Annotated in this window: 18 protein-coding genes and 1 pseudogene; 9 read left to right on the forward strand and 10 right to left on the reverse strand. The window is 56.4% G+C overall.

From position 1 onward, the window contains the following. Positions 1 to 36 precede the first annotated feature (36 nt). The 4 genes and pseudogenes from H8K04_02730 to lnt all read right to left on the reverse strand — a co-directional run bounded on the left by H8K04_02730 (position 37) and on the right by lnt (position 5,598). On the reverse strand, positions 37 to 1,314 hold the full coding sequence (locus tag H8K04_02730) for a lipoprotein-releasing ABC transporter permease subunit (protein ID UVT16499.1): 1,278 nt from the start codon (positions 1,312 to 1,314) through the stop codon (positions 37 to 39). After that, positions 1,314 to 2,795, reverse strand: coding sequence for a lysine--tRNA ligase (lysS, locus tag H8K04_02735; protein ID UVT16500.1), 1,482 nt, complete (start codon positions 2,793 to 2,795; stop codon positions 1,314 to 1,316). Before lysS ends, H8K04_02730 begins: the two co-directional genes overlap by 1 nt. Before the next feature lie 18 nt (positions 2,796 to 2,813). After that, a pseudogene (prfB, locus tag H8K04_02740) lies at positions 2,814 to 3,960 on the reverse strand (peptide chain release factor 2). A gap of 21 nt (positions 3,961 to 3,981) precedes the next feature. Beyond that, entirely contained in the window at positions 3,982 to 5,598 is a 1,617-nt protein-coding gene (gene lnt, locus H8K04_02745) for an apolipoprotein N-acyltransferase (GenBank protein ID UVT16501.1), read from the reverse strand. A gap of 113 nt (positions 5,599 to 5,711) precedes the next feature. On the opposite strand from lnt, the gene H8K04_02750 reads away from it, so the two are divergent. From H8K04_02750 to H8K04_02765, 4 genes are all read left to right on the forward strand, one after another. Continuing rightward, complete coding sequence (locus H8K04_02750) at positions 5,712 to 6,041, forward strand: PilZ domain-containing protein (GenBank protein ID UVT16502.1); 330 nt, start codon at positions 5,712 to 5,714, stop codon at positions 6,039 to 6,041. Then, positions 6,038 to 6,253, forward strand: a complete 216-nt coding sequence (locus H8K04_02755) for a hypothetical protein (protein ID UVT16503.1) — start codon at positions 6,038 to 6,040, stop codon at positions 6,251 to 6,253. The genes H8K04_02750 and H8K04_02755 overlap by 4 nt, the downstream gene beginning before the upstream one ends. 510 nt (positions 6,254 to 6,763) lie before the next feature. Further along, the gene (locus H8K04_02760; protein UVT16504.1) at positions 6,764 to 7,777 is read left to right on the forward strand and encodes a hypothetical protein; all 1,014 of its coding nucleotides are present in this window, start codon (positions 6,764 to 6,766) and stop codon (positions 7,775 to 7,777) included. Positions 7,778 to 7,891: 114 nt separating this feature from the next. Further along, a complete protein-coding gene (locus H8K04_02765) occupies positions 7,892 to 10,195 on the forward strand; it encodes a hypothetical protein (GenBank protein ID UVT16505.1) in 2,304 nt (767 codons plus the stop codon). 92 nt (positions 10,196 to 10,287) lie between these two features. Here the strand turns inward: H8K04_02765 and H8K04_02770 are convergent, their stop codons facing one another. Both H8K04_02770 and H8K04_02775 read right to left on the reverse strand, forming a co-directional pair. Beyond that, entirely contained in the window at positions 10,288 to 10,695 is a 408-nt protein-coding gene (locus tag H8K04_02770) for a PIN domain-containing protein (protein UVT16506.1), read from the reverse strand. Next, the gene (locus H8K04_02775) at positions 10,679 to 10,891 is read right to left on the reverse strand and encodes a type II toxin-antitoxin system VapB family antitoxin (GenBank protein UVT16507.1); all 213 of its coding nucleotides are present in this window, start codon (positions 10,889 to 10,891) and stop codon (positions 10,679 to 10,681) included. Before H8K04_02775 ends, H8K04_02770 begins: the two co-directional genes overlap by 17 nt. A gap of 211 nt (positions 10,892 to 11,102) precedes the next feature. Here H8K04_02775 and H8K04_02780 point away from each other — a divergent pair, with 211 nt between their 5' ends. Beyond that, on the forward strand, positions 11,103 to 12,167 hold the full coding sequence (locus H8K04_02780; GenBank protein ID UVT16508.1) for a galactose oxidase: 1,065 nt from the start codon (positions 11,103 to 11,105) through the stop codon (positions 12,165 to 12,167). A 71-nt stretch (positions 12,168 to 12,238) separates the two neighbouring features. Here H8K04_02780 and H8K04_02785 read toward each other — a convergent pair whose 3' ends face one another. The 4 genes from H8K04_02785 to H8K04_02800 form a co-directional block, all read right to left on the reverse strand. Continuing rightward, on the reverse strand, positions 12,239 to 12,718 hold the full coding sequence (locus H8K04_02785; protein UVT17839.1) for a JDVT-CTERM system CAAX-type protease: 480 nt from the start codon (positions 12,716 to 12,718) through the stop codon (positions 12,239 to 12,241). 116 nt (positions 12,719 to 12,834) lie between these two features. Further along, positions 12,835 to 15,144, reverse strand: a complete 2,310-nt coding sequence (locus tag H8K04_02790; protein ID UVT16509.1) for a S8 family serine peptidase — start codon at positions 15,142 to 15,144, stop codon at positions 12,835 to 12,837. 1 nt (position 15,145) lies between these two features. Next, positions 15,146 to 15,535, reverse strand: a complete 390-nt coding sequence (locus tag H8K04_02795) for a hypothetical protein (GenBank protein ID UVT16510.1) — start codon at positions 15,533 to 15,535, stop codon at positions 15,146 to 15,148. Positions 15,536 to 15,798: 263 nt separating this feature from the next. Continuing rightward, a complete protein-coding gene (locus H8K04_02800; GenBank protein ID UVT16511.1) occupies positions 15,799 to 16,317 on the reverse strand; it encodes a pyridoxamine 5'-phosphate oxidase family protein in 519 nt (172 codons plus the stop codon). 461 nt (positions 16,318 to 16,778) lie between these two features. Here H8K04_02800 and H8K04_02805 point away from each other — a divergent pair, with 461 nt between their 5' ends. The 4 genes from H8K04_02805 to H8K04_02820 all read left to right on the forward strand — a co-directional run bounded on the left by H8K04_02805 (position 16,779) and on the right by H8K04_02820 (position 22,969). Beyond that, positions 16,779 to 17,297, forward strand: a complete 519-nt coding sequence (locus H8K04_02805) for a DUF4124 domain-containing protein (GenBank protein UVT16512.1) — start codon at positions 16,779 to 16,781, stop codon at positions 17,295 to 17,297. Positions 17,298 to 17,326: 29 nt separating this feature from the next. Beyond that, entirely contained in the window at positions 17,327 to 19,591 is a 2,265-nt protein-coding gene (locus tag H8K04_02810) for a WD40 repeat domain-containing protein (GenBank protein ID UVT16513.1), read from the forward strand. 282 nt (positions 19,592 to 19,873) lie between these two features. Beyond that, on the forward strand, positions 19,874 to 21,859 hold the full coding sequence (locus H8K04_02815) for a DNA topoisomerase VI subunit B (protein UVT17840.1): 1,986 nt from the start codon (positions 19,874 to 19,876) through the stop codon (positions 21,857 to 21,859). A 6-nt stretch (positions 21,860 to 21,865) separates the two neighbouring features. Then, positions 21,866 to 22,969 (forward strand): DNA topoisomerase IV subunit A, encoded by a 1,104-nt coding sequence (locus H8K04_02820; GenBank protein UVT16514.1) that lies wholly within the window; start codon positions 21,866 to 21,868, stop codon positions 22,967 to 22,969. Positions 22,970 to 22,985: the final 16 nt, after the last annotated feature.

Consider the following 22,985-nt stretch of genomic DNA (forward strand, 5'->3'; position numbering starts at 1 on the left):
TCTGTCACCGTCGGCGCCATGCGTGACGGACGACGTTCATTCGTAACGCAGCGCGGCGACCGGCTCGAGCTTGGCGGCCTGATTGGCCGGGTAGACGGTCGCCACAAAACTGATCAGGATGGCGGAACCGGCCACGAGTAACACATCTTCGGCCAGCACGTGAACCGGAATCGTCGAGATGTAGTACACGGTCGGATCGAACGTCCAAAACGTTTGAATCAGCCAGAGAAACGCATAGCCCAAGGGAATCCCGATGCCGGTCCCGGCAAATCCGATGATCAACCCGTTCAGCATGAAAATGCGTCGGATGCTGCGCTTCGTCGCGCCCATCGCCTTGAGAATCGCGATCTCCTTCTGCTTCTCCGTGACGATCATCGTGAGAGTGCTGACAATGTTGAACGAGGCCACGATCGTGATCAGGACGAGAAGCAGAAACATCATCGTCTTCTCCAGCTTCAGCGCCGAGAAGAGGTTGCGGTTCATCTGCATCCAATCTCTGGCCCCGTGACTGAATCCCAGCTCCTGCTCGATACTGCGGGCGATCTCCCCGGCGCGGAACACATCCGTCACCTTGACTTCGATCCCCGACACGCCCGCTTCCATGCTGAAAAACTTCTGCGCCTCGCCGAGTTCGATATACGCCAGCGAGGAGTCGTATTCGTACATCCCGGAGTGGAACAGGGCCACCACGGCGAACGTTCGGATTTTTGGCACCATGCCCATCGCGCTGACCGGGCCGACGGGAGAAACCACATTGACCGTATCGCCGACGAATACGCCCAGCCTGAGCGCCAGTTCTTTGCCGAGAATAATACCCGGCTTTTCGACGACCCGTGGAGTGCCTTGGGGATCATCGATCGGAGCCTGGGTGACTTTCACCGGTGTGAGCAGATCGAACAGGTGTCCGGTCGTGATGTTCTTCGAGAGCTCGGTGACGTTGGCTTCCCGTTTCGGATCGATGCCCCGAAGGACGATTCCCTGCACACCGGATTGAGTGGTCAGGAGCACTTGGCGAAGCACAAAGGGCGTGGCCGCCACCACGTCGGGCACCGGCCGAATCTTGTCGATCAGGTGATCGTAGTCGGTCATATTCTCTTTCATGCGCTCTTGGACGATGATGTGAGCGGTCGTGCCGAGAATCTTGCTCTGAATATCCTCCCGGAAGCCGGTCATGATGCCGACCGTACCGATCAGCGCCGCCACACCCAGCGTGATGCCGGCGATCGACACGAAGGTGTTCAGCGAGATCGTCCGGTTGCGGCGCTTCGCGCGCAAGTAACGGAGTCCGACGAAGATTTCATAGGGGAGCGCCACTATTTCTCCGGCCGGAGCTGGGGGAAGAGGACCACATCCCGGATGGAAGCTTGATCCGTGAACAACATGATCAATCGGTCGATCCCGATTCCTTCTCCGGCGGTAGGCGGCATCCCGAACTCGAGGGCGCGAAGGAAGTCTTCGTCGACGAGATGGGCTTCTTCATCGCCCGCCTCATGCTGTGCAGCCTGGCCTTCGAACCGTTCGCGTTGATCCAGCGGATCATTCAGCTCGGAAAAGGCATTCGCGATTTCCCGCCCGGCGATGTAGAGCTCGAAGCGGTCCGTCAAGGTCGGGTCAGAATCTTTCCGTCGCGCGAGCGGAGAGATTTCGATCGGATAGTCCGTGATAAAGGTCGGCTGTTGGAGGTTGGGCTCGACGGTCTCTTCGAAGATTTCATTCACAATGGTGAACAGGGACGCCTTGGGGTCCACCGGCACATGCAGCCGCTTAGCCGCTGCCAGTGCCTGTTCACGATCCCGCAGCGCCGAGGGATCGAGGCCGTTCACCTCGAGAATGGCTTGATGATAGGACCATCGCCGCCAAGGGGGGGTGAGTACAATCTCTTTCCCTTGGTATTGCATGACGGTGTCGCCCAAGATCTCTTGAGCCAAGCTCGAGATCAGTTCTTCCGTGAGCGCGATCAAGTCTTGATAGTCCGCGTACGACACGTAGAACTCCAGCATCGTGAATTCGGGATTATGTATGGTCGAGATGCCTTCGTTCCGGAAGTTTCGGTTGATCTCGAACACGCGTGGAAACCCGCCGACGATCAGGCGTTTCAAATACAGCTCCGGCGCGATACGCAAGTAGAGATTCACGCCGAGCGCATTATGGTGCGTGACGAACGGCTTGGCGGCCGCGCCACCGGGAATCGGATGCATCATCGGAGTCTCGACCTCGAGAAATCCTCGTTCAATGAGAAACGCTCGGATACCGGCGATGATACGGCTCCTGGTCGAAAAGATCTGGTGAACCTGGGGATTGGCGATCAGATCGACGTAGCGCTGCCGATACCGTGTTTCGACATCCGTCAAGCCGTGCCACTTTTCCGGGAGCGGCCGGAGGGCTTTGCTGAGAAACGTCAGGCTGTGAACCTCGACCGTGAATTCATTCGTCTTCGTGCGAAACAGTCTTCCCGTGACGCCGATCCAGTCGCCGAGATCGAGCTGTTCGACGACCGTATACGCTTGCTCCGAAAGGAGATCTTTCTTGAGGTAGACTTGGAGGCGGTCGGAACCATCCTGTAAGACCGCAAACCCGGCCTTCCCGAAACGCCGCAATGCGACGATCCGTCCCGCAAAAGTACAAGAGATCTTTTCCTGCTCCAACGTCTCCTTGGTCTTTTCACCGTGCACCCTGAGCAAGGCGCCTGCACGGTCCTTGACCTCGAAACGGCTGCCGTAGGGTGCGACACCGGCCTCTCGCAGGAGTTCGAGTTTCTTGATCCGCTGTTGCCGCTGTTCGTTCAGTTCGTCCATGGCGTCGTCACAGGGTTGCTAGAGATCATCCTCGGGACCACCCACCGGGGCAAGTTGATCGCTTCCTTTCCCGAGCTTCTTCTTCAAATAGGCCTCGATGAATCCGTCGAGGTCGCCGTCCATGACGGACGACACATTGCCGCTCTGATGCCCTGTCCGGTGATCCTTGACCATCTGGTAGGGCTGGAACACATACGAACGGATTTGGCTTCCCCACGCGATGTCTTTCTTTTCGCCGACGATCGCGTTGAACTCCGCCTCTTTTTTCTTTTGTTCCAATTCGAAGAGGCGCGATTTCAAGATCTTCATCGCGCCGTTTCGATTTTGGAGCTGAGAGCGCTCATTCTGGCATTGAACGACGATGCCGGACGGCAAGTGGGTAATCCGAATCGCCGTTTCCACCTTGTTGACGTTCTGTCCCCCGGCTCCTCCCGAGCGAAAGGTATCGATCCGGAGATCCTTCTCTTCGACCACGACATCGATGTCTTCACTCAGCTCCGGATACACGAAGACGGACGCGAATGAGGTGTGCCGCCGCTTGTTGGAGTCGAACGGGGAAATGCGCACCAAGCGATGGACCCCGGCTTCAGCCTTCAGGTACCCATAAGCATAGGGTCCCGTGATCGAGACGGTCACACTCTTGATGCCGGCCTCGTCGCCGGGCAATAGGTCCAACGTTTCCACCTTGAACTTCTTGTGTTCCGCCCACCGCACATACATGCGGAGGAGCATCTGCGCCCAATCCTGGGATTCCGTGCCGCCGGCGCCGGGGTGAATCGCCACGATGGCATTATTGGGGTCCAGTTCGCCTGATAGAAGAAGCTCGACACGCAGCGTGGCCAGGCGCGGTTCCAATTGTCTCAATTCAACGACAAGTTCGGTCTCCAAGCTCACGTCGCCGCTCTCATGGGCGAGTTCCATCAGAGCCCCTAAATCGCCCATTTTGGCCTCGATGTCTTGCCACTGTTGAAGTTCACGCTCGATGGTCGCCTTTTTTCGGCTGACCACCGCGGCGGCGCGGGCGTTGCTCCAGAAATCGGGCTGGCCCATTTGTGCTTCAAGTTCTTGCAGGTCGGCGGTCATATGAGCGAAGTCAAAGATGCCCCCGTAATTCAGAGACCTGTTCAGAAAGGGCGCGCAGACGAACTTCCACGTCTTCCAACATACCGTGATCCTCCTTCTTCGGTCACGCCGGTGTGATCGCCGTCAGGGCTGGTTCCTTCGTGCGGAAATACCCGAACAGACACAAGAGCGCGCAGATTATAACACAGGCATGGGCAAACACATCGCCGTAATAGCTGTAAAACGTGGGGGCTTGCCGGGTCGGGATGGCCGCGTACGATGCCTCTTCCGTGAACAGGGGGGTGGCTTGGATGATTTGCCCGAATGGATCGACGAACCCGGAAATTCCCGTGTTGGCGGAGCGCGCAAAGGCCAAGTGGTTTTCCACTGAGCGAAACACGACCATGGCGAAGTGCTGCGCGGGCGCTGAGGAGGGTCCAAACCATCCGTCATTCGTGATCGTGACCAGAAACTCCGCGCCATTTGCGGCGAACTGACGGACCAAATCCGGGAAAATCACTTCGTAACAGATGGCCACCCCGAACTTGACGGATCTGGCGCCAAGGGGACTTTCTTTGCTCCATGACTTAGGGGTGAACGAAAGAGTCGTCGGTCCCGGGCCTGCTTCAAAATCTCCGATCCCCTCCACAAGTTTGTCGAGAAAGAACAGCAGCGACGATTTGAGAGGAATGTATTCTCCGAACGGCACGAGATGGTGTTTATCATAACGGCCGAGCAGCGTGCCGTCCCTTCCCAGCAGATAGGCGCTGTTCAAGAGATAGGGGCGGCGATCGGGGTAGAATCTCAAGGCCGGACTGCCGAGGAGAATCGGCGCCTGCGCACGTTGAGCCCAATCGATCAATTGCAACTGATACTCTCTTTCCCGCTCCAAGATGAACGGGGTCGCGGCTTCGGGCCACACAACCAAGTCCGTATTGGCGCCCAGTTGGGCCGTCAGGCGGTCCAATCGCCGCATCGTCTCGTCGCGGTATGACGCATCCCATTTCACCGCTTGATCGATATTCGGTTGGACCACCCCCACGATAATCGACGGTTTCGGTTGTTTCCGGTCTCTATCGCTCAGGACCGCCGAACTATAGACCCATGAGAGCACCATGCAGACGGCCGCAGTGGTGAGTAACTCCCATGGAAGCTTGGCCGGGTGGAATCCACGGAAAAACGGCATGATCCACAAGAGAAGCTCCGCCAAGGACACATTCACCAGCACGATCAGGAAGGAAATTCCGTATACCCCTGTATGGTCCGCCACCTGAATCAATTCCAGCTCTTGGTATTGCGAATAACCCAGGAGACACCAGGGAAGACCCGAGAGGAGGTGGGTGCGGAACAATTCGAGCGCCACCCAGAAGCAGGGCGCAAAGAATATCCCGTAGCGTGGAATCAGTTCACGCAGCCAGACCACGGCCAGGCAATAAAGCGCGACGTAGAGTCCGAGATAGGTGGTGAGCAGCAACAGAATCGCGTAGCTGACGAGCTCGGGTACCTTGCCATAGGTCGTCATGGCTGTGACCACCCAGGCCATGATCCCGGTGAATCCGACGACCCCGCTCAGCCAACCGATCCAAAAAGCCCGTTGCCTGGAACATTGATCGAGCGCGAGATGAAGAGGAATCAGGACGACCCAGGCCAGCAGTCCCAGGTCGAATTTTGGAAAACAAAGAGGCAACAGCAGTCCGCTCGCGCAGGCGAAGAGTATCTGGCGCGGACGAGATCCATCCATCGTGCCGTACCTTACGAAAAGATTCGACGACTTGCAAGAGAACACTCGAACAATCAGGGACTTGGAAGGGTTCCACGTGCTTTTTGTGGGCGAAACGGGTATGCTTACTTTCCATGGAACGGCGTCGTCACCGTCGGGTTTCTGCACAGGTCAAAAGCTTGATTAAGGCCAACTCTCATGAAGTCGAGGGGGAAACCATGGATCTTTCACTGGGCGGCGCCCGGATCGAAAGCTCTCTCGTGGTCCAGCCCGGCAGTCAGATAGCCGTGAAGCTCATTCTCCCGGGAGATGATACCCCGATCGTGATCGAGCAAGCGCAGGTCCAGTGGAGCCTGGATCGGACGTTCGGCGTCAGATTTCTCGAAGTGCCGCAGCAAGAGTTGGATGAATTGGAACAGCTCATCGAGGAATGTATCGCGCTTGATGAAGGGAGAACCCCATGAAACCTGTGGACACTCGCACTGAGACACAGAATGACGACCCGTGCACCTGGATTGGTGGTGAAGCGACCGTTGGCACGCAGGCCGGTCGCCATGTCCGTCGGCAGGCGCGACACACGCCGTCTTTGTTCGGCATCATCCTCGGACTGACCTTCTTCGGTGGCCTCACGCTGGGCAGCTCCGTCGGTCTGCTCTGTCGACCCAAAGGCAAATAACCCTACCAGAGTTACGGAACGGCCTTCTCCATCCGGAGATCAACCGCCGTCCTCTCGGAACTCGAATACTAACCGCGCCTGAATGAGCCGACTGCACACGTGCCTATAACGATGGGCACATGTGCTCGGCATTGCCTGCCTGCATCGACACGGAACGAATAGGACCGCAGCCGCGTCGGTGCTTCGAAATTCTGCTTCCTGTGCATTAACAGGCCCACTGCATCGTGTGGTGAACGATGTATCTCTTTTGTCCTCCAGTGTATCTACTTAGATACCAAAGAAGAGAAACTGAGGGTTCCCATCGCGCAAGCGTGACACAAGTACACGGCTCAAATCGTAAAGCTTTAGAGACAACTTTGGAGAGAATCAGAATAGCGCGCGGTATTCAGAAGAAGTTAGGCACGCAAAGTGCCTACAAGAAAACACGTAGCTGTTCAGATGATTCCCTTCGCAAGCCGCGATTCGCTCAGCTTGTGAGGCGTTGACGGTTACTACGTCAGGAGATGGTCTATGAATCACCCGGGTTTCATGTTCCAAGGCCTGTACGGCTATGAAGATTCGGACAGTCCGGACACCTTTTATTATGTGCCCGGCGAGCCAAGTCCGGAGCGAGACCCACAGGGTAAGCCGACCTTGAGCCTGTTGGCTTTTGAGGATACGGCAATTCTGAAGCTCGGTGCTCGGTGGGGGCCCGAGGAAAAGACGCTTGATGCGTTCCGGCGTGACATTGTCGATCAATTTCCCACTCGCCGTTTGACTTCGTCGATGGTCCGACTCACTCACAGTCCGATCACGATGCGTAGTGCCGACCTTGTCGTCACCTGTGAGAATGGCCGGTCCGAATTCCTGCAGTCGGTTGCCACATCCGGGTTTCCTCCGTTCATGGCGATCTTCAATGTGCGGCTGAACGCCGTGGCCAAAGCCTCGGTGATCCGCGCCCTTCATGGAACCCCCCATCTTCTCACGGTGAAGTATCGAGGTTGTTTCACAAGCCCCCTGCCGCTCTCGGCCTCTATTTCCGGCGACGCTCGTGACGAGGTTCGTGCGCTGCGTCCTTCCTCAACCGTCGCCGAGGCCCGTGCGCTCGTGGATCGAGCGCTTGCCTCGGGACAATTTACGCTTACTCGACACTCGCCGCGGGGTATGCCAACCGGCATTGAGGATCTGGTTGAAGAAGAGGTTCGCATGGCTGCGGCAAGAGCGCTTGGGTGGTTGGTGCAGAGACAGGCCACGGTGGCGGACCCGGAGGTGCTCCGCTTTGCTGTCACGATATCGAAAGCGTTGAACATGGAAATCCCTTTCGACATCGCGACCGATGTGTCGACATGGTTTCCTCGAACTCAAGGGAACACACATATCCGCGTCGTGAACCCCATGTACGAAACTGCATTGGATAAACCCTCCGGTCCCCAATTGAGACGAGTCATGGCCGAGCAAGATGGAGATGGACTGTCAGACACTCGCCGCAAAGCCGTCGAGCGCACACCATTGCCCACTCAGGCAGTAGGAGGTCCGTCATCCTGATGTACGAGTCCGAGAAGGACCGGCGTTCAGGCCACTGATAGGTCATCATGATGAAGATCTGTCGGGGAAGGGATGTCGTTGTCCCTCCCCGTGAACGGGAGGAAGGAGCCGAGGGTGCTCTATCTCAATCCGCCATTTCATCTCATCAACGGCGTCTCACTCTTTCGTGACCACGAAGACGGGATGCACTGGTATTACCAATCTGCCGTGCCCTTGCCGGTAGGCATGTCGGATGGTGCCGGCGGCGTGCTACCTCACGTCCAACTCATAAAATTTCACGGAGCGGCGGGGAACGGCGGTTTCCTAAATTTTGACGTCCATTTGGGGCTGCGCGAAAATCCTCAGGAAGAAGCGAACGTTCTCGACGAGATTCGCCGGGAACTGAAGAAGCTTGAGGATCTAAAGGGCTTGCCGCGCCTCTCGCCCGTTCCCTTGGTCGACGGCTCGGTGAAACTGATGCTGTTCGACCTGATGGCCGGGACACCGCAGTCGGGATCGCCTGACACATTGCCTTCAGGCGCCGCCGCCCCACCGTCACGTCCTGTTCTGAAGGCCAATCACAATGCGAAGCCTGCCTTGTTTGGAAAGAACCAGGCGACCTTTTCGGTCCAGCTCTCAGTGGACGGGGTTGCGATCTTGGAAAAGGCCCTTCAGGGAGAAATGTCTCCGGTCGGGATTGTGTACTCGCTCGACTTCTTGGGCCTGCGGCCCGCCTATTCTGTACGGGCCGACGTGAATTGGAATCGGGTGCAGGCTCACCTGGAAGATCACTTCAAGGTGGGAAATCCGCACATCACTCAGTCGGGCATAGACAAGATTGTCGCCAAGCTCATCGAGGAACAAGTCATTCGTATTGACGTGGATAGCTTCGTTCCCGAAGGGGACGAGACGATCGGACTCATCTCTGGCCAAGATCGAGCCGTGGCCGAGGTTCAGGATATGATCACGGAGACGTTCTTCGAACCAAGTCTCGACCCCATGACGCGCGAAGATTTGCGTGATTCCGGTAAGGCCGCGCGTATCATTCAGCTTCTTCATACGCACGGCACCTTGGAGAATGCATGGTTCAGCTACAGCAAGGCCGACCTGACTCGAATCGATCAGAAACGGCTCAACGTCAGGATGAACGAACGCACGACGGTCAAGCGGAGCATCTATCCGCAAAGACATTTGGCCGGGCTGTTTCGAGTGATCAAGGAGCAGGGGTTGGACCTCGAGCGATTCATCATCTCCATTAATGCTGACGATCCTTGGTTCGGGAAGCGCAAGGTCGCTGCCATCTCTCGAGCTGAGTTTGCCGAAGATTCCATCCGGTCGTTGAATGTCAATCTGAGGTATGGACATGAGACCAAGAATTTGGTGCTCGATAGCGCAACTGATAGGAAGGTGTGCGAGTGGTCCAGTGTTCTCGATGGCGGCGTCATGAGATGGCCAGTCACCGCTCATTACACGGTGAACTTTAAAGGAGTAGACGGCACCGAGCGGCCCGCCAAGCTTGAGTCCCCTCTCAAGACAATTACTGTCGAAGCTATCGAAATCGATCCGCGTGAGCTCTATGCCATCGTTCAGGTGCCCATTATTGCGATTACGTTTCCGTGGGAACGGTACCCGCAAATCGAGGTGCAACTTCAGTACGGCGATCCAGCCAACGGTATCAAGATCGGCGACACCTATGTGTTGAGCCAGGGTGCCTCGAGCGCCGTTTGGAAGTTCTTTGTGCTGAATCCGGCACAGACGCGTTATCGCTACAAAGTGATCTATCGATCCGGAACCCACAAAGATGTCGAGATGCCGTGGGAGGATTCCAATGCCGAGCAGATCACGCTGCGCGACCCCTATCCAAATAAGCGAATACTGGAAATTGTCCCGGTGCTTGACTGGGCCAAGGTGGACCGTGTGTTCGTCGATGTGGCCTATCAGGATGACCCCAATCAGGTATTTGAACAAGCCTCCTTCGAATTCAGTGAAACAAATAAACAAGTCCAGAAATTCATGGTGTCCATGGAGAACCCGGACAAGCGCATTGTGGGCTACAACGTGACGGTGATCAGCAAGGATGGCACGGTGTCCCAAGTGCCCACTTCCTACACACTGGAGAAACGCATCGTCATACGGGGAGATATGAAGGGCCATCGGATCATCATGCTGCGCCCGGAGCATGTGGATTTTTTGGCTCAACAAGTGAAGGACCTGACGATCGATATGCGGTATGAGGATTCGAGCAACGGATTGAGCTATGCGGACACGTTCACCTTTCGATCGCCGGACGACCGTGGGCATTTTGAGTATGACTATGTGGACGGCGGCACGTCGCGATTCGAGTATCGCGTCAGGACGCGCTTCAACAACAACTTACAACGGGAGACCGAATGGATCGCCAGCAACAGCGACGAGCTGGAATTGAGAGTCGGAAGATAGCCCCGAGTCGGTAAAGATATCGCCCGGATGCGCTCACTGAAATTAGCGAGGGTGGAGGTGTCCATGCCGATGGAGGGGGATGAGGCAGTACACTAAGTCGGAAGGGTAACGAGGTCACAATACTTCGCGATGCGCGCAAAGTCCTGATCGGCCGTCAGGAGCGGGAAGCCGTACTGGCAACAGGCTGCGGCTATGAGAAAATCGATAGCTCCGGCATTGACTCCTTTCGCACGGCAAGTCGTACGGAGTCGTGCGGCGGCTACATAGGTTGGACGAGTCAGCTCAAGGAGTGGATAGGGATCGAGGAGAGTCAAAAGATGATCGAATTGCCTTACCGAGCGGAGTCCATCGAGAAGCTCTTGCAGAATATTACCGATCAGAAATAGTCCATCTCCGGATTCGACGTGCTGCCGAAACGCTCGTACGTGAGTGTGGTTATCATCGATCCGAGGCCGCCGCAGGACCAGTGACCACACCGAGGTGTCAACGACGAGGTTCACGGTCGCGTCGGTCTTTCTTGTAATTCCATCCCTCTCGAAACTCGATGGTCCCAAGGGCTTTAAGGATTTCCCGCTGCCTGCGACGTTGAATGAATTCCGTCAGCGCCTGAGTAACCGTCTCCTTTTTGGTGCGAAGTTTTCCGACGCGTCGAGCGCGTTCCAGTAAGGCATCATCGATGGCTAGATTGGTCGCCATGTGGCCCTCCATGTGTAGCGATTACACATAAGAGTACGCCACGACCGGTAGACTGTCAAACTCTACGGTAAGCTCTTCGCATAGCTCACGATAGTGTCGGTTATTCTGAAACATCACCATCTACCAATCTTCTTGTCTTATCCGTTGGACGGGGTGTGCCTCGGGTTTTGCTGAGGCTGCTCTTCCTCTTAAGCAGGTATAGAATGGAGTTATGCCATACGACAGCAGGTCATTATCGCGGCGGGGCTGGTTCTCATTGAAGCCGATTCCGATATCCACGGCGTTGCTCGCCGGGCTTCTCCTGATCATGTTGTCTGTCTCCGTTCCTTCGGTACTGGCCGAGACGGATCGAGGAACGTGGCGTGCAGCTGCGCCGATGCCGACGAAGCGGACGGAGGTGGCTGTCGCAACGCTGGACGGGAAAATCTACGCCGTCGGCGGGTTTGAAAAGCCGAGCTTGGGCAATGTGATGAATTTCGCGATCACGCCATCGGTCGAAGTCTATGATCCTGCGACAGATCGATGGACCTCTAAAGCCGCTATGCCGGTCGGCCTGCACCATGTCGGGATCGGGGTTGCCGGCGGACGACTGTACGTCATCGGCGGGTACAGCAAATCGGGCATGAGCGTATGGAACCCGGTGGCGGCGACGTACGCCTATGACCCGGCTACGGACACCTGGATTGAGCGCGCTCCTATGCCAACCGCGCGAGGCGCATTGTCTGTAACGGAATGCGAGGGGAAACTATATGCCATCGGTGGGTATGATCGGAAGGCCAACAGCGCGGCGGTCGAAGTGTACGATCCCGTGGGCAACGTCTGGGCAACGGCTGCCTCCCTACCGACACCCCGTGATCATCTCGCCACCGTGACCGTGGCCGGAAAGATCTATGCGATCGGTGGGCGACTGAATGGCGATTATTCTCGGAACCTCGCCATAACGGAAATGTATGATCCGGTTACAGATCGCTGGATGCGTGTCTCGGATCTTCCGACTGCGCGCAGCGGCATTACAGCCGCCGTGATTGATGCGAAAATCTACGTGTTCGGCGGCGAAGGATCGGACGGGACATTCCGTGAAAACGAGGCTTATGACTCGGCGCGTGACAGATGGCAGACTATGGCCCCGATGCCGACGGGGCGACATGGCCTTGGGTCGGCAGCGGCGGAAGGACGCATTCACGTCATCAGCGGCGGTCCGACGCCAGGCGGCTCCTTCAGCGATCTGAATGAAGTGTTTATCCCACCGTCGAAAAGCCAATCGATGGCTGAATGAGTCTTAGATCATCGGCTTCTCAACGAGCTTTCCGCCATCAACGCCGCAAGCCCAGTCCAAAGGTGAGCGTCTTAAAAGGAGTTTGAAAGGGTGGCCCCACCGATGAGAAGAAAATAGCCGGCATTATAGAAAGCATGCAGAGCGATGGAAGGATACACAGATCCAAATCGATCGCGTACGAAACCGAAACAGAGCGAAGGAACGAATACGAGAAGCGACCAGAAGAGAGAATGACTGGCCAGATGAGCACATGTGAACAAGAAAGATGATAGAAGATTGGCGGTGGATAGACCGATCCATGTCTTCTGCCCCGCTATGGATTGCAGTAAATACCCCTGAATGATGCCACGGAACAACAACTCCTCGAACAGTGGTTGCCATAGAACGACGGAGAGAAAGGCCGGTAACAAGATGGCGTGCCGAGGCAGTGGTTGAACGGTAAAGAATTCGATCATGGGAATCCATGCGATCGGGCCAAAGATTAACAATAGGAGAAATACAGGATCCCGATAAAAGGGTCGATCATATTGAAGGCCCAGTAATGTCATCATTTGCGTTGAGCGGCTTAGTAGACGGAGTTCACCGGAGGAAACGCCTTTGACGCCGACGATTGGGTCGAGGTCCGGCTTCCGCTGTGACGGCACTCCTCGCGTTCCGAAATTCAGTCTCATCGGCTTCGGCGTCTTATTCTCCACAACAAGACAATCAGGGACATGAGCAGCATGGCGGGCAGCAACATGTCTCCGGTTGCCCCAGGGGCGAGCGTGCAGCCGCCTCCGACGTTATCGCTGGGAGCCGGCGAAGGAGGCGCGAGGTTGAAGGTTGCGGTGACAGTCGCATTTCCGGTGAGCGAGCAGAGATCAGATCCGCTGCAATCTCCACTCCATCCTGCAAAGACAGACCTTGGATCTGGTGCTGCGGTGAGGGTTACAGTGCTACTTTGGGGAAACTGTCCATTGCATGTCGCTCCGCAGTCAATTCCTGCAGAATTGGATCTAATCGTACCGTTGCCGGCACCTGCCTTATTGACGGTGACGGTGAAATTCATCACAGCGCTGGCCAACGCGGCCCGGGCATTGATGCGCCCACCGGTCGACACCTTTCCCCTCAAAGAAGCCTTCCGATCCACTGTGTTCAGGATGGCGTTCCTCAGTTGGGATACGGTGAGATCGGGATTGACCGAGAGCAACAAGCCCGCGAGTCCCGCCACATGCGGAGTGGCCATCGAAGTACCCAGAAGAAACTGGTAGTCCATCGTTCCCGACGGCGGACCCGCAACACAGGCGACACGGACATTGTCTACATACACGCCGTCGAAGACCTGACGCTCATCGGATATGAATCGAAATCGAAAGCGTGACCCAGCCACACCATCCGCGATGTCCCCCCAGGTGAACGGTACAAATTGGCCGTTGCTGTTTTCTGTGTCCGCGCGAATGGGCTGCCAACTGGTCCCGTTGTTTCTCGATGTTTCTACAAGAAGTCCGTCTATATCCTGCTCGGTCTCCAGGCGAAGGCGGCTATCAAACCGGCATCCCCGCTGTTCCTCGGTACTAAACACTGGTCCGGTCGCGAAGGAGTCAGTGCTGTTCTGATAGTTTCCCATCGGACTGTCGGACAGACTGTTCGGTTGGCTGAATGATGCGGAATTGGTGAATCCCCAGGTACTATTAACTCCCCCGAACACATACCCGAGTCGCGCCGGGTTGGAATCGAAGTCATGGAGGAGCACATTCGTAGTCCTCGACGTGGGCCTCGTGCTGTTGATGCTGACTCCCGGTGCAGCGACCTGCACGCTGGTGGACCCGAAATTAGAGAAGCTCGCCAATTGATCATTTTGGTCCGTCGCTGCGACCGCGATCACGTTCGCCAGCGCGGCCTTCTGTTGACCGTCACACACGGAAGGAGCACTGAAATTTGCGGGGAAGCTCGGGATGTTGTCGTTATCCGATTCCTCGTTTCCCGCCGCTGCAACGAACAGCACGCCTGCCGCATTCGTGGAACTCAACGCATCATAGAGAGCCTGGCTACAGTCGGGTCCGGCAAAGCTTGCATTGATCACCCGTGCGCCATTGTCGACAGCATAGTGGAGCGCGCTGACAATGGCAGTGGTGGATAGGGATCGATTCACCCCTCCGGCTTTCAGAGCCATCAGTTTCGCAGTCCACATCACTCCAGTTATCCCCGTTCCGTTGTTCCCGGCTCCAGCGATGATTCCCGCGACATGAGTGCCATGTCCCGGGTTACCACCTGGATTGAGATCGAAAGGGTCCATCGGCTCACTGTCGTTCATATGAAAATCCCATCCATGCACATCATCGATCAGCCCATTGCGATCGTCATCGATGCCGTTTCCTGGAGTCTCTCTCGGATTCGTCCACATATTGGGTGCGAGGTCCGGATGATCATAGGCAATACCTGAGTCGATGACGGCGATAATCACGTTTGGGCTTCCCGTGCTGATGTCCCAAGCTTCCGGTGCATCGATGTCGGCATCCGGCTTTCCCGCTGCCCCATTCACACTTTGACCGGTGTTATGGAGACCCCATAACGAACCAAATTGCGCATCGCTGGGAATGGTTTGTAGCTTGTAAAGATAGTTCGGTTCAGCATACTCAACGGCGGGATTACGTTGGTACTTCGAGACCGCTTCTTCGACCGACATGGCACCGTCTAATTTGTACTGGTGAATCACTCTGGCATTCACGGAGAGCACTCTGACTTCTTTGGCACCGACATCTGTATTCAGAGACATGACGCCTGATATGGACACCTCATCCTTGAACTTGACGAGCACCTCTCCTGGTGCATATCGCACCGGATAACGTGTTTCCCCTGCTAACGCCGCCAGTCGGCGAGCTGCCTGTTTCTGCTCCGCGTGAACCACACGGTCCCCCGGCACAAGTCCCGACAACGAGATTCCGACCATAGCTATTCCCAGGATGGTCCTGCCCCGGCAGAACACGATGTTCTTCATCCTACTTCTGCGATTTGTACCGGTAATTGGGCTCTGCATATTCGATCTCCTGATATGAAGCGAGTTGAGCGATGGCGGACTCAACCGACCGATCGTCCAAGATCATGACGTGATAGAGGCGTCCGCGTTGAATCTCAGCCATGATGGCGATCCTGTTGTCATTCAGAATGGAGGTGATCCTTTCCGGTGAAATCCCATCCTTGAATTTGACCAACACTTCATGCGGGACGAAGCGAGGTGTCGGGGATGTCGCAGCGGGTTCAAAGGCATGTGTCGAGATCGCGTTCCGGTTCGGTGCGTGACAGGATGTGAAGAACCAGACCGCCGACACACACATCATGATTGTGACCAATTGCGTCATCCGATGAAATAGAGCGGGCAAACGAGCCAATGAATGCTCTCCTTGAAACGGACAGGGTTATGTCGTCACCTGATCAAGGCGACTAGTTGTCGTAGAGATAGCGGTAATTATATATCCCGCTCTTGTGGGACAAAAAGGAGATATTGTCCGATCAGTTTGGCCGAGTGTCGGCCCGGCGCCCGGTTCGCCATTTACACAAGTCGTGCTCTGATGGCGCGTGATGTATCGGCCGGGTTGTTTGGTGCCGGGTTGAATCAGGCCGCGTATGCGAGCGAGCGCTGCTCTTCCGACAATCAGTCTTTCTTTGGAGCCGGCCGCTCCGGCTTTTGATGGACCCATCTGGCCGGCGTCGCGGCGGTCGAAACAAAGGCTTGGCCGAAGCCCAGGACAAAATGCGCTTCGTCAAGTTTCAATTCCCAGAGGGAAAAATCACCGAACCCAAACATGGGCGCTGCTTGTGGAAACCGCGTCAGATACTTGTCCTTGATCGCGCCATACGTCGGCCCATCGGGCGTAAGCGGGGCCGCCTCTCCTTGGAGGTTCATGCGTTTCAACGCCAGAGGATTTTTCTCCGATCCGTCCGGCTCAGCGATAAACAGCGAAAGATGAGGATCGATTAGTAGATGCTGTGTATGTAACGCCAGACGGCTGAGATGGAGATAGGCTCTGGTCCAGTCCGATCCGAACACATAGGGCACATGCGATCCGAACGGACGTCCATTCCGCAGCGTCAAGAGCACCGCGGCTCGAACATCTTGCACCAGCGCCGACCACGCCTCTTGTACGTCCCGACTCGTGAGTTCGGCTGCCATGTCAATCTCGTCCGGGTGGTTACACGAAGGCTGACTCTTCGAGAAGCTCAGCAACACCATACCATCGACATCAGGCAATCACCACATGAGGAATAACGCCAAGTCCAATTTGCCATACCTCTTGACTCACTTCCGTGCGAAGCCTATCGTACTCTGGTGGGGGGAGTTAACGCCCCGAGGGAATATGGTTCAAAAGGGGGTCGAGCGTGAGGATGGTGTGCAGGACCAGCTTGTACTGGGAAGCCTAAAGTCCTCCCAAGATCTCCGCCGTACCTGATCGTCCTCGGTTAGGTGCGTGCTCCTCCCACCCTTACCGGTTTCCCCTTTCCCACTCTAAGTCTCCGACCTCCTTTTCAGCCCGGTCGAGTTCCAGCCGTGCCTGTGTGCCGAGGCATAAATGGGATCACCTGCTATACTTTGCTCCATTGAGACATCATCCGTAGACCCGGGACCTAGCCAGCATGAGACTCCTCATCCTAACCGCCATGTGTTGCGTCCTGCTGTGGCCGGTTCTTGGAACCGCACAGCTCTATAAGTGGACCGATGAGCTGGGGAATTTCCACATCACTGATACACCGCCTCCCGGCCCTCCAAAGAAACCCTCTGTCGGCGCGGTGCCCGCACCTCAAACGACCATCCCGAAGAAAACCATGGTCCGGCCGACCTTGCCCGTGCACCCTCAAGCGCAGATACATCTTGTACCGCCTCCAACGGTATCTCTTCCCTCGGTCAAAGAAGTCTTTGTCCAACAGGCAACGGGAGGCTTGAACCCTGATCAAGCGACCGTGACGAGTTTCTGGCAAACCTTCGAAGGCCCCGCCGTGACCACCAAGGCTCCGGTTCATCGCTGGAAAGACGAACAGGACCTTGATCACTTTACCGATATCGTGCCGACGGCCCAAGGTGGTTTGAGTGTAGACGCAAAGTTGAAAGAGGTTCCAGCAAGGCAGAAACACCTCACCGGTCAAAAGGCCAGATGAAAAACAATTTCGGTTGGAGCGAACCGAACATGAATTGTTGGGAACGGCAGACAGACTGGTTGAAGATCACACTGGTGGTCGTCATCCTATCTGTGACTCTACCGATCCGGCAGGCGGATGCCTATCTTTCCCAGACTCCTACGGCGTTTTCTGAGGATGGACGTCTCCTCCTGGTCCAGATGAGCGACTTGGTTTTATGGGATCTCGAGTCCAAGGCGCTCCTTGCCAAAGTCCCGCTCCGCTCATGCCAACAGGTGATGGTACTGAAGCAGGACGGATGGGTGATGTGTGTGGCAAACGAAGTCGTCATCTACGATTGGAAAGCCCAAGCTTCTGTGGCAACCATTCCGGCGGAATCGCGGCAGCCTTATAGCGTGCTCGCCTATTCGAACCAGAGCGATCGGATGGTTCTCCGTCACGGCAACGATGCCGTCTCTGTCTGGCAGCTGGGCAAAAAGCTGGTGCCGCTCAAACATATCGCGCTGGATGTCAAGAAGAAGGTTCCTTCGGTGGCCGCCTCGCCAGATCTGAAAATGCTGGCGATCGCACAGGGGCACACCATTCATCTGCACGACCTTGCCGGAACAGCGATCCGCGACTTGACCATTGAAGACGGAGAGCCGCACGATCTCCTCTTTTCACCCAACGGCTCAACTCTGGCTGCGAGTGTCGGGAACACGATCCTTCTCATCGATACCGTAGACGCGTCCGTGCGTGCGCGCGCCACGCTGACGGCCGCGGAAGGAGCTCGCGGGTCGATCACGCCTCGAGTCTTCTCCCGAGACGGCCATCGACTTGTGGCGGGCAATGGGGAATGGAGTTATCCCCTGTTCGATGCCGACACGGGCAAACAGGTCTCTTTGACCGAATTCACCTATGCCGATCAGGAACGTGGTGTGCGGTCGCATACCCACCTCTCTGCCGTCGATATTTCCGACGACGCAGACTATCTGGTTGGGCAACCGGAATATCCCTCCACCTTGCAGATGTGGGACTTGCGCGCCGGCTCCATGTTGCCGGATCTCTGCGGACACGATTGCCGGAACATGGGACCGCGCGTCTCGCTACTCAGATGGTCGCCGACGGGTTCGAAAATTGTGGTTGGAATGCAAGGAGGCCAGAATCCGGACGTAGACGGCAAGCTGTCGGTGTGGGATGTACAGACCAGATCCCCGGAACTGGTGCTGGACCCCAGCCAACCTCAAGCGAAAGTGTTGGCGAAGCGCGTCGTGCCGGAAGTCGTGGCGGCGGAGCCGTCGGTGAATTCCGGCGGGCCTTCCGCCGCAGGTGCGAGGTCGGCCTTCATCCATGCGTCGGCGGTGCGCTCGACGGCAAGTTCCCCCAGCGCAAACGTCCTTGCCACCACCGGCGATGACGGCATGCTCAAAATATGGGATCCGGGGCAGGGAAGGCTCTTGCGTCAACTGGTTCTCGCGACTCCCGGAAGCGCGTTGGCGTTCAGTGCCGACGGCTTGATCCTGGCGATGGGCACCACCAAGGGAGACATACGGCTATGGGAAACCCAGACCTGGCGGGAGTTTCCATCCTATTCAAGCCGGCAGGGCCGGATCAATGCTCTGCAATTTCTCCCCGGCAATCGCTTTCTCGTTGTGGCGGGAGAACAACCGAAAGTGCCTGTGGTGGATGTCTCGACACGCGAAGTGATGAAAGAACTCGTGCATACCGGCTTCTCCCAGGCCTGTGATACGAAAGGCTGTGTCAAGAAACGGGTGATGCAGGGAGAGGCCGTAGAAAGTTTGAGTCTGGTGGATGGTAGCCCATTTCTCTTGACGGAATCACGGAACGGCCGTGCCGTCTGGGATACCAGGACCTGGAGGGAAATTGACAAGCCGGTCGGGCTCCCGGATGTGTGGGCCGGTCTCGGATGGAAACGTCCATTTGTTTCGACGACCATTCGTCCTGGTGATCCGAAGGTCTTCACGCTCGCTGTCTGGGATACCAAGCGCAATGGTGTCATGGCGAACCTCGACACCTTCACCAAACGGGACACGGAAATAGTCGAGAACGGACCGACGGTGGCATTGGGGACATCGATGGCCGTCGATCCGCTGTATCGATGGGCGGCCACTCGTATTGGTGAACATGTGTCAGTGTGGGATCTTTCTGTTCAAGCCAAGAAGAAGACCTTCCATGTGAAAACCCCCTCTCATCTCCACTGGACGAGCGATGGAAAATATTTGCTCGTCTCCACGCTCGACCGGAAAATGCTTGTCTGGTCCGCGGAAACCATGGAACCGGTCCATTACCTGCGGGATCCTTCCATCACACGATGACAACCTTCCGATACACTCAACCGGCAGTCATCACGAGGTCGTGATTGCGATCCATTTCTGAGCGACGCACGCAATCCCTGAAGATGGCCTTACGTGACGGAGCCATTTGGTGCCATTGTTTCCGTGAAAGTTTTGTGGTACCAACAGTGAACGCTTGTTCCTCTGAGAGGGTGAATGGCAACAAAGAAAGCATCCGCGTCACATACTGATTCAACACCTTCCGCTCCTCCGTCGATTCCTGAACCAGACGCGAAGAAGAAAGCCGCCAAGCAGGCAGAACGGGTGACCGCTGTCGAGATGGGTGCGCGGCAGCGGGAGATTTCCGTCTCCGAATTTTTCACGAAGAACCGGCATCTGCTCGGGTTCGACAACCCGCGGAAGGCATTGTTGACGTGCGTCAAGGAAGCAGTCGATAACGCGCTCGATGCCTGCGAAGAAGCCGGAATTCTTCCGGACGTGACGGTCAAGTTGGAGGTTGTGCCGAACGGGGAGCCGGTCGCGCCAAGCCAAGCCAGCAGGTTTCGCGTCACCGTGACCGACAATGGCCCCGGCATTGTTCGCCAGCAGATTCCCAGAATTTTTGCGAAGCTGCTCTACGGATCCAAGTTTCATCGTTTGCGCATGAGCCGCGGCCAGCAGGGGATCGGCATTTCCGCCGCCGGGATGTATGGGCAGCTCACGACCGGGAAGCCGGTCAAAATTATTTCCCGTATCGGCCCTAAAGCCGCCGCCCATTTTTTCGAAGTCCAGATCGATACGAAGAAGAACGAGCCGCTGGTTCACGAGAATAAACAGATCGACTGGGAGCAGCCTCGGGGCACCCAAGTTGCGCTGGAAGTCGAAGGTAAGTATCAGAAAGGCCGAGCCTCCGTCGATGAATGGCTCGAACAGACCTCCATCGCCAATCCCCACGTCAAACTGATCTATCAGACACCTGAAGGAGAGACAAAGGAATACCCCCGCACCTATCACGAATTGCCCCCGCAACCTCGCGAGATCAAGCCGCACCCATATGGCATCGAGTTCGGCATGTTGCTCAAGATGTTGCAGGACACGAAGAGCCATTCGGTTTCCGGTTTTCTCGCCAGTGATTTTTGCCGGGTGTCTTCCCCTATGGCCGATGAGATCTGCAAAGCGGCGAAGATACGACCGGATCTGAGACCCCGCGATCTGAAAGGGCCTGCCGCAGAGACGCTCTATAAAACATTGCAGGACACCAAAATCATGGCGCCGCCGACCAATTGCATTTCACCGATCGGCGAAAAGGCGATTCTCTCGGGCCTCTACAAGCAGATTAAAGGCGAGTTTTATACGGCCGTCAGCCGGCCACCGGCGGTGTATCGCGGCAACCCATTCATCATTGAAGCAGGGCTTGCCTACGGCAATCGACCGCAGGATCAGAACAAGCCGCAACAACCGGCCAGGCCGAAAGCCGAGGGAGAGCACGAGGAGGAAGACTCGGAACTCGCCCGGGTGATCCGTTACGCCAATCGGGTGCCGTTGCTGTATCAGCAATCGGCCTGTGCGACGTTCAAGGCCGTCATGAGCACGACGTGGAAGAACTACGGCTTGACGCAGTCGCGCGGCGCCTTGCCGGCCGGACCGATGGTCATCTTCGTCCATATGGCCTCGGTGTGGGTGCCGTTTACAAGCGAGTCCAAAGAAGCGATCGCCGATTACGACGAGATCCAAAAGGAAATCACCCTGGCGCTTCGCGAGTGCGGGAGGCGGTTAGGACTGTTCATTCGTCGGCGTGAGCGGGCGGCCAGTGAATATCGGCGGCGGAATATTTTCGAGCTGTATATCGAAGAAGTCGTCGAGGCGTGTAACCGGTTGAAAGGCGGCAAGCTGCCGAAGGAAAAACTGAAAGCACAGCTCCAGAAGGTTGCGACCTCCCGCACGGGCGGTCAGAAAACCGATGAAGCGCTGGGAAAGACCGGTGCAGGGCCTGAAGGGTTGCCTCATTCGATTATCGTCACGGCGGAGGGAGTGGAAGGCGAGACGGAATTGGCCACTCAGGTCGAGGCCGATCGGGTTGCAGCGGCGCCGGCGGCTGAGCCGGATCTGCTGAGTGACACACGGTCGGTAGACGAGAGTGCTTCGATAGAGAAATCCAGCCGACCAAAAACATCGGAAAAGTCGCTCAGGAAGAAGAGATCGAAACCAGATCAAATGGCGCTCTTTGCCGGCGGGTCTGGGGCGAAGAAGAAACCAGGTGGCAAGTCTGTCCGGCCGGCCAAGGCAGCGGCTCCGCGCAAATCTAAATAGGACATCATGACGACGAAGACGAACAAAACGACCCTTGTCGAGAAGAAGCTGATCGGCCTGGCCGATATCGTGGTCCTGGCAGCCGAGCGGTCGAAAGACCCGACGTTTCAGATTCCGATCCGCGCCCTCTCCAATGTGTCCTTCAACGAGCGGAAGGGTCTGATCGAGATGGGCGGCAAGAAACAAGAGCGGTCGTTTTTCAACGTCGGCATGGCGAAGAAATTCATGCAGACGGTGCTGGTGGCGGACGCCCTTTCTGAGTTGCAGCGCGCCGATCTGACGACGTCGCTACGCGAAATCTACTATCGCACGAAACATACGATCAAAGACTCCCACGAGAACACCTTCGATACACAGGACGAATCCGATCCGGTTATTGAAGATTTGGAAGTGTCTCTCGCCGCGCTTCGTGAGGAGTTGCATGTTCGAGCGGAGAACAGCGGCAGTATCGTCGGGCCCGTGGTCTTCGGAGATGACGGCGACCGGGTTGATTGCTCCAAGCTCGGCAAGGGCGGGTACTCGGTGCCGTCGATTGTGGAACCTGAATATCTGGAGATTCGCCGCTGCACGGCGGATTTCGTGTTGCTTGTCGAAAAGGGAACGCAGTGGAACCGGCTGTCGGAGGACAAGTTCTGGCGTCGCTATAACTGCGTGCTACTTACGGGCAATGGCCAACCGCCGCGCGGAGTCAGACGCCTAGCAAGACGGCTCCATGAGGAACATCGTCTGCCGGTCTATGTGCTGGTCGACAACGATCCATGGGGATACTACATCTACTCCGTCATCAAACAGGGTTCGATCAATCTGGCCTTTGAAAGCCAGCGCATGGCAATCCCGAAAGCCAAGTTCATGGGTTTATCGAGCGCCGACCCGGAGCGGTATGAGTTGCCGCGCAACGTCGGCATCAAGTTGAACGACAAAGACATCGCCCGCGCAAAAGAGTTGATGAACTATCAGTGGTTCCAGAAACCGGCCTGGCAGGCGGAGATCAAGCGTATGCTGGCGAGTGGATTGAAGTACGAGCTTGATGCGTTGGCGAACAAAGACTTTCAGTACCTCACCAAGAAGTACCTGCCGAGGAAACTCAAAGAGAAAGATTGGTTGGACTAGCCAGCCCCATTTGAGC

The organism is Nitrospira sp. (genome assembly GCA_024760525.1).
Taxonomy (GTDB): Bacteria; Nitrospirota; Nitrospiria; order Nitrospirales; family Nitrospiraceae; genus Nitrospira_D.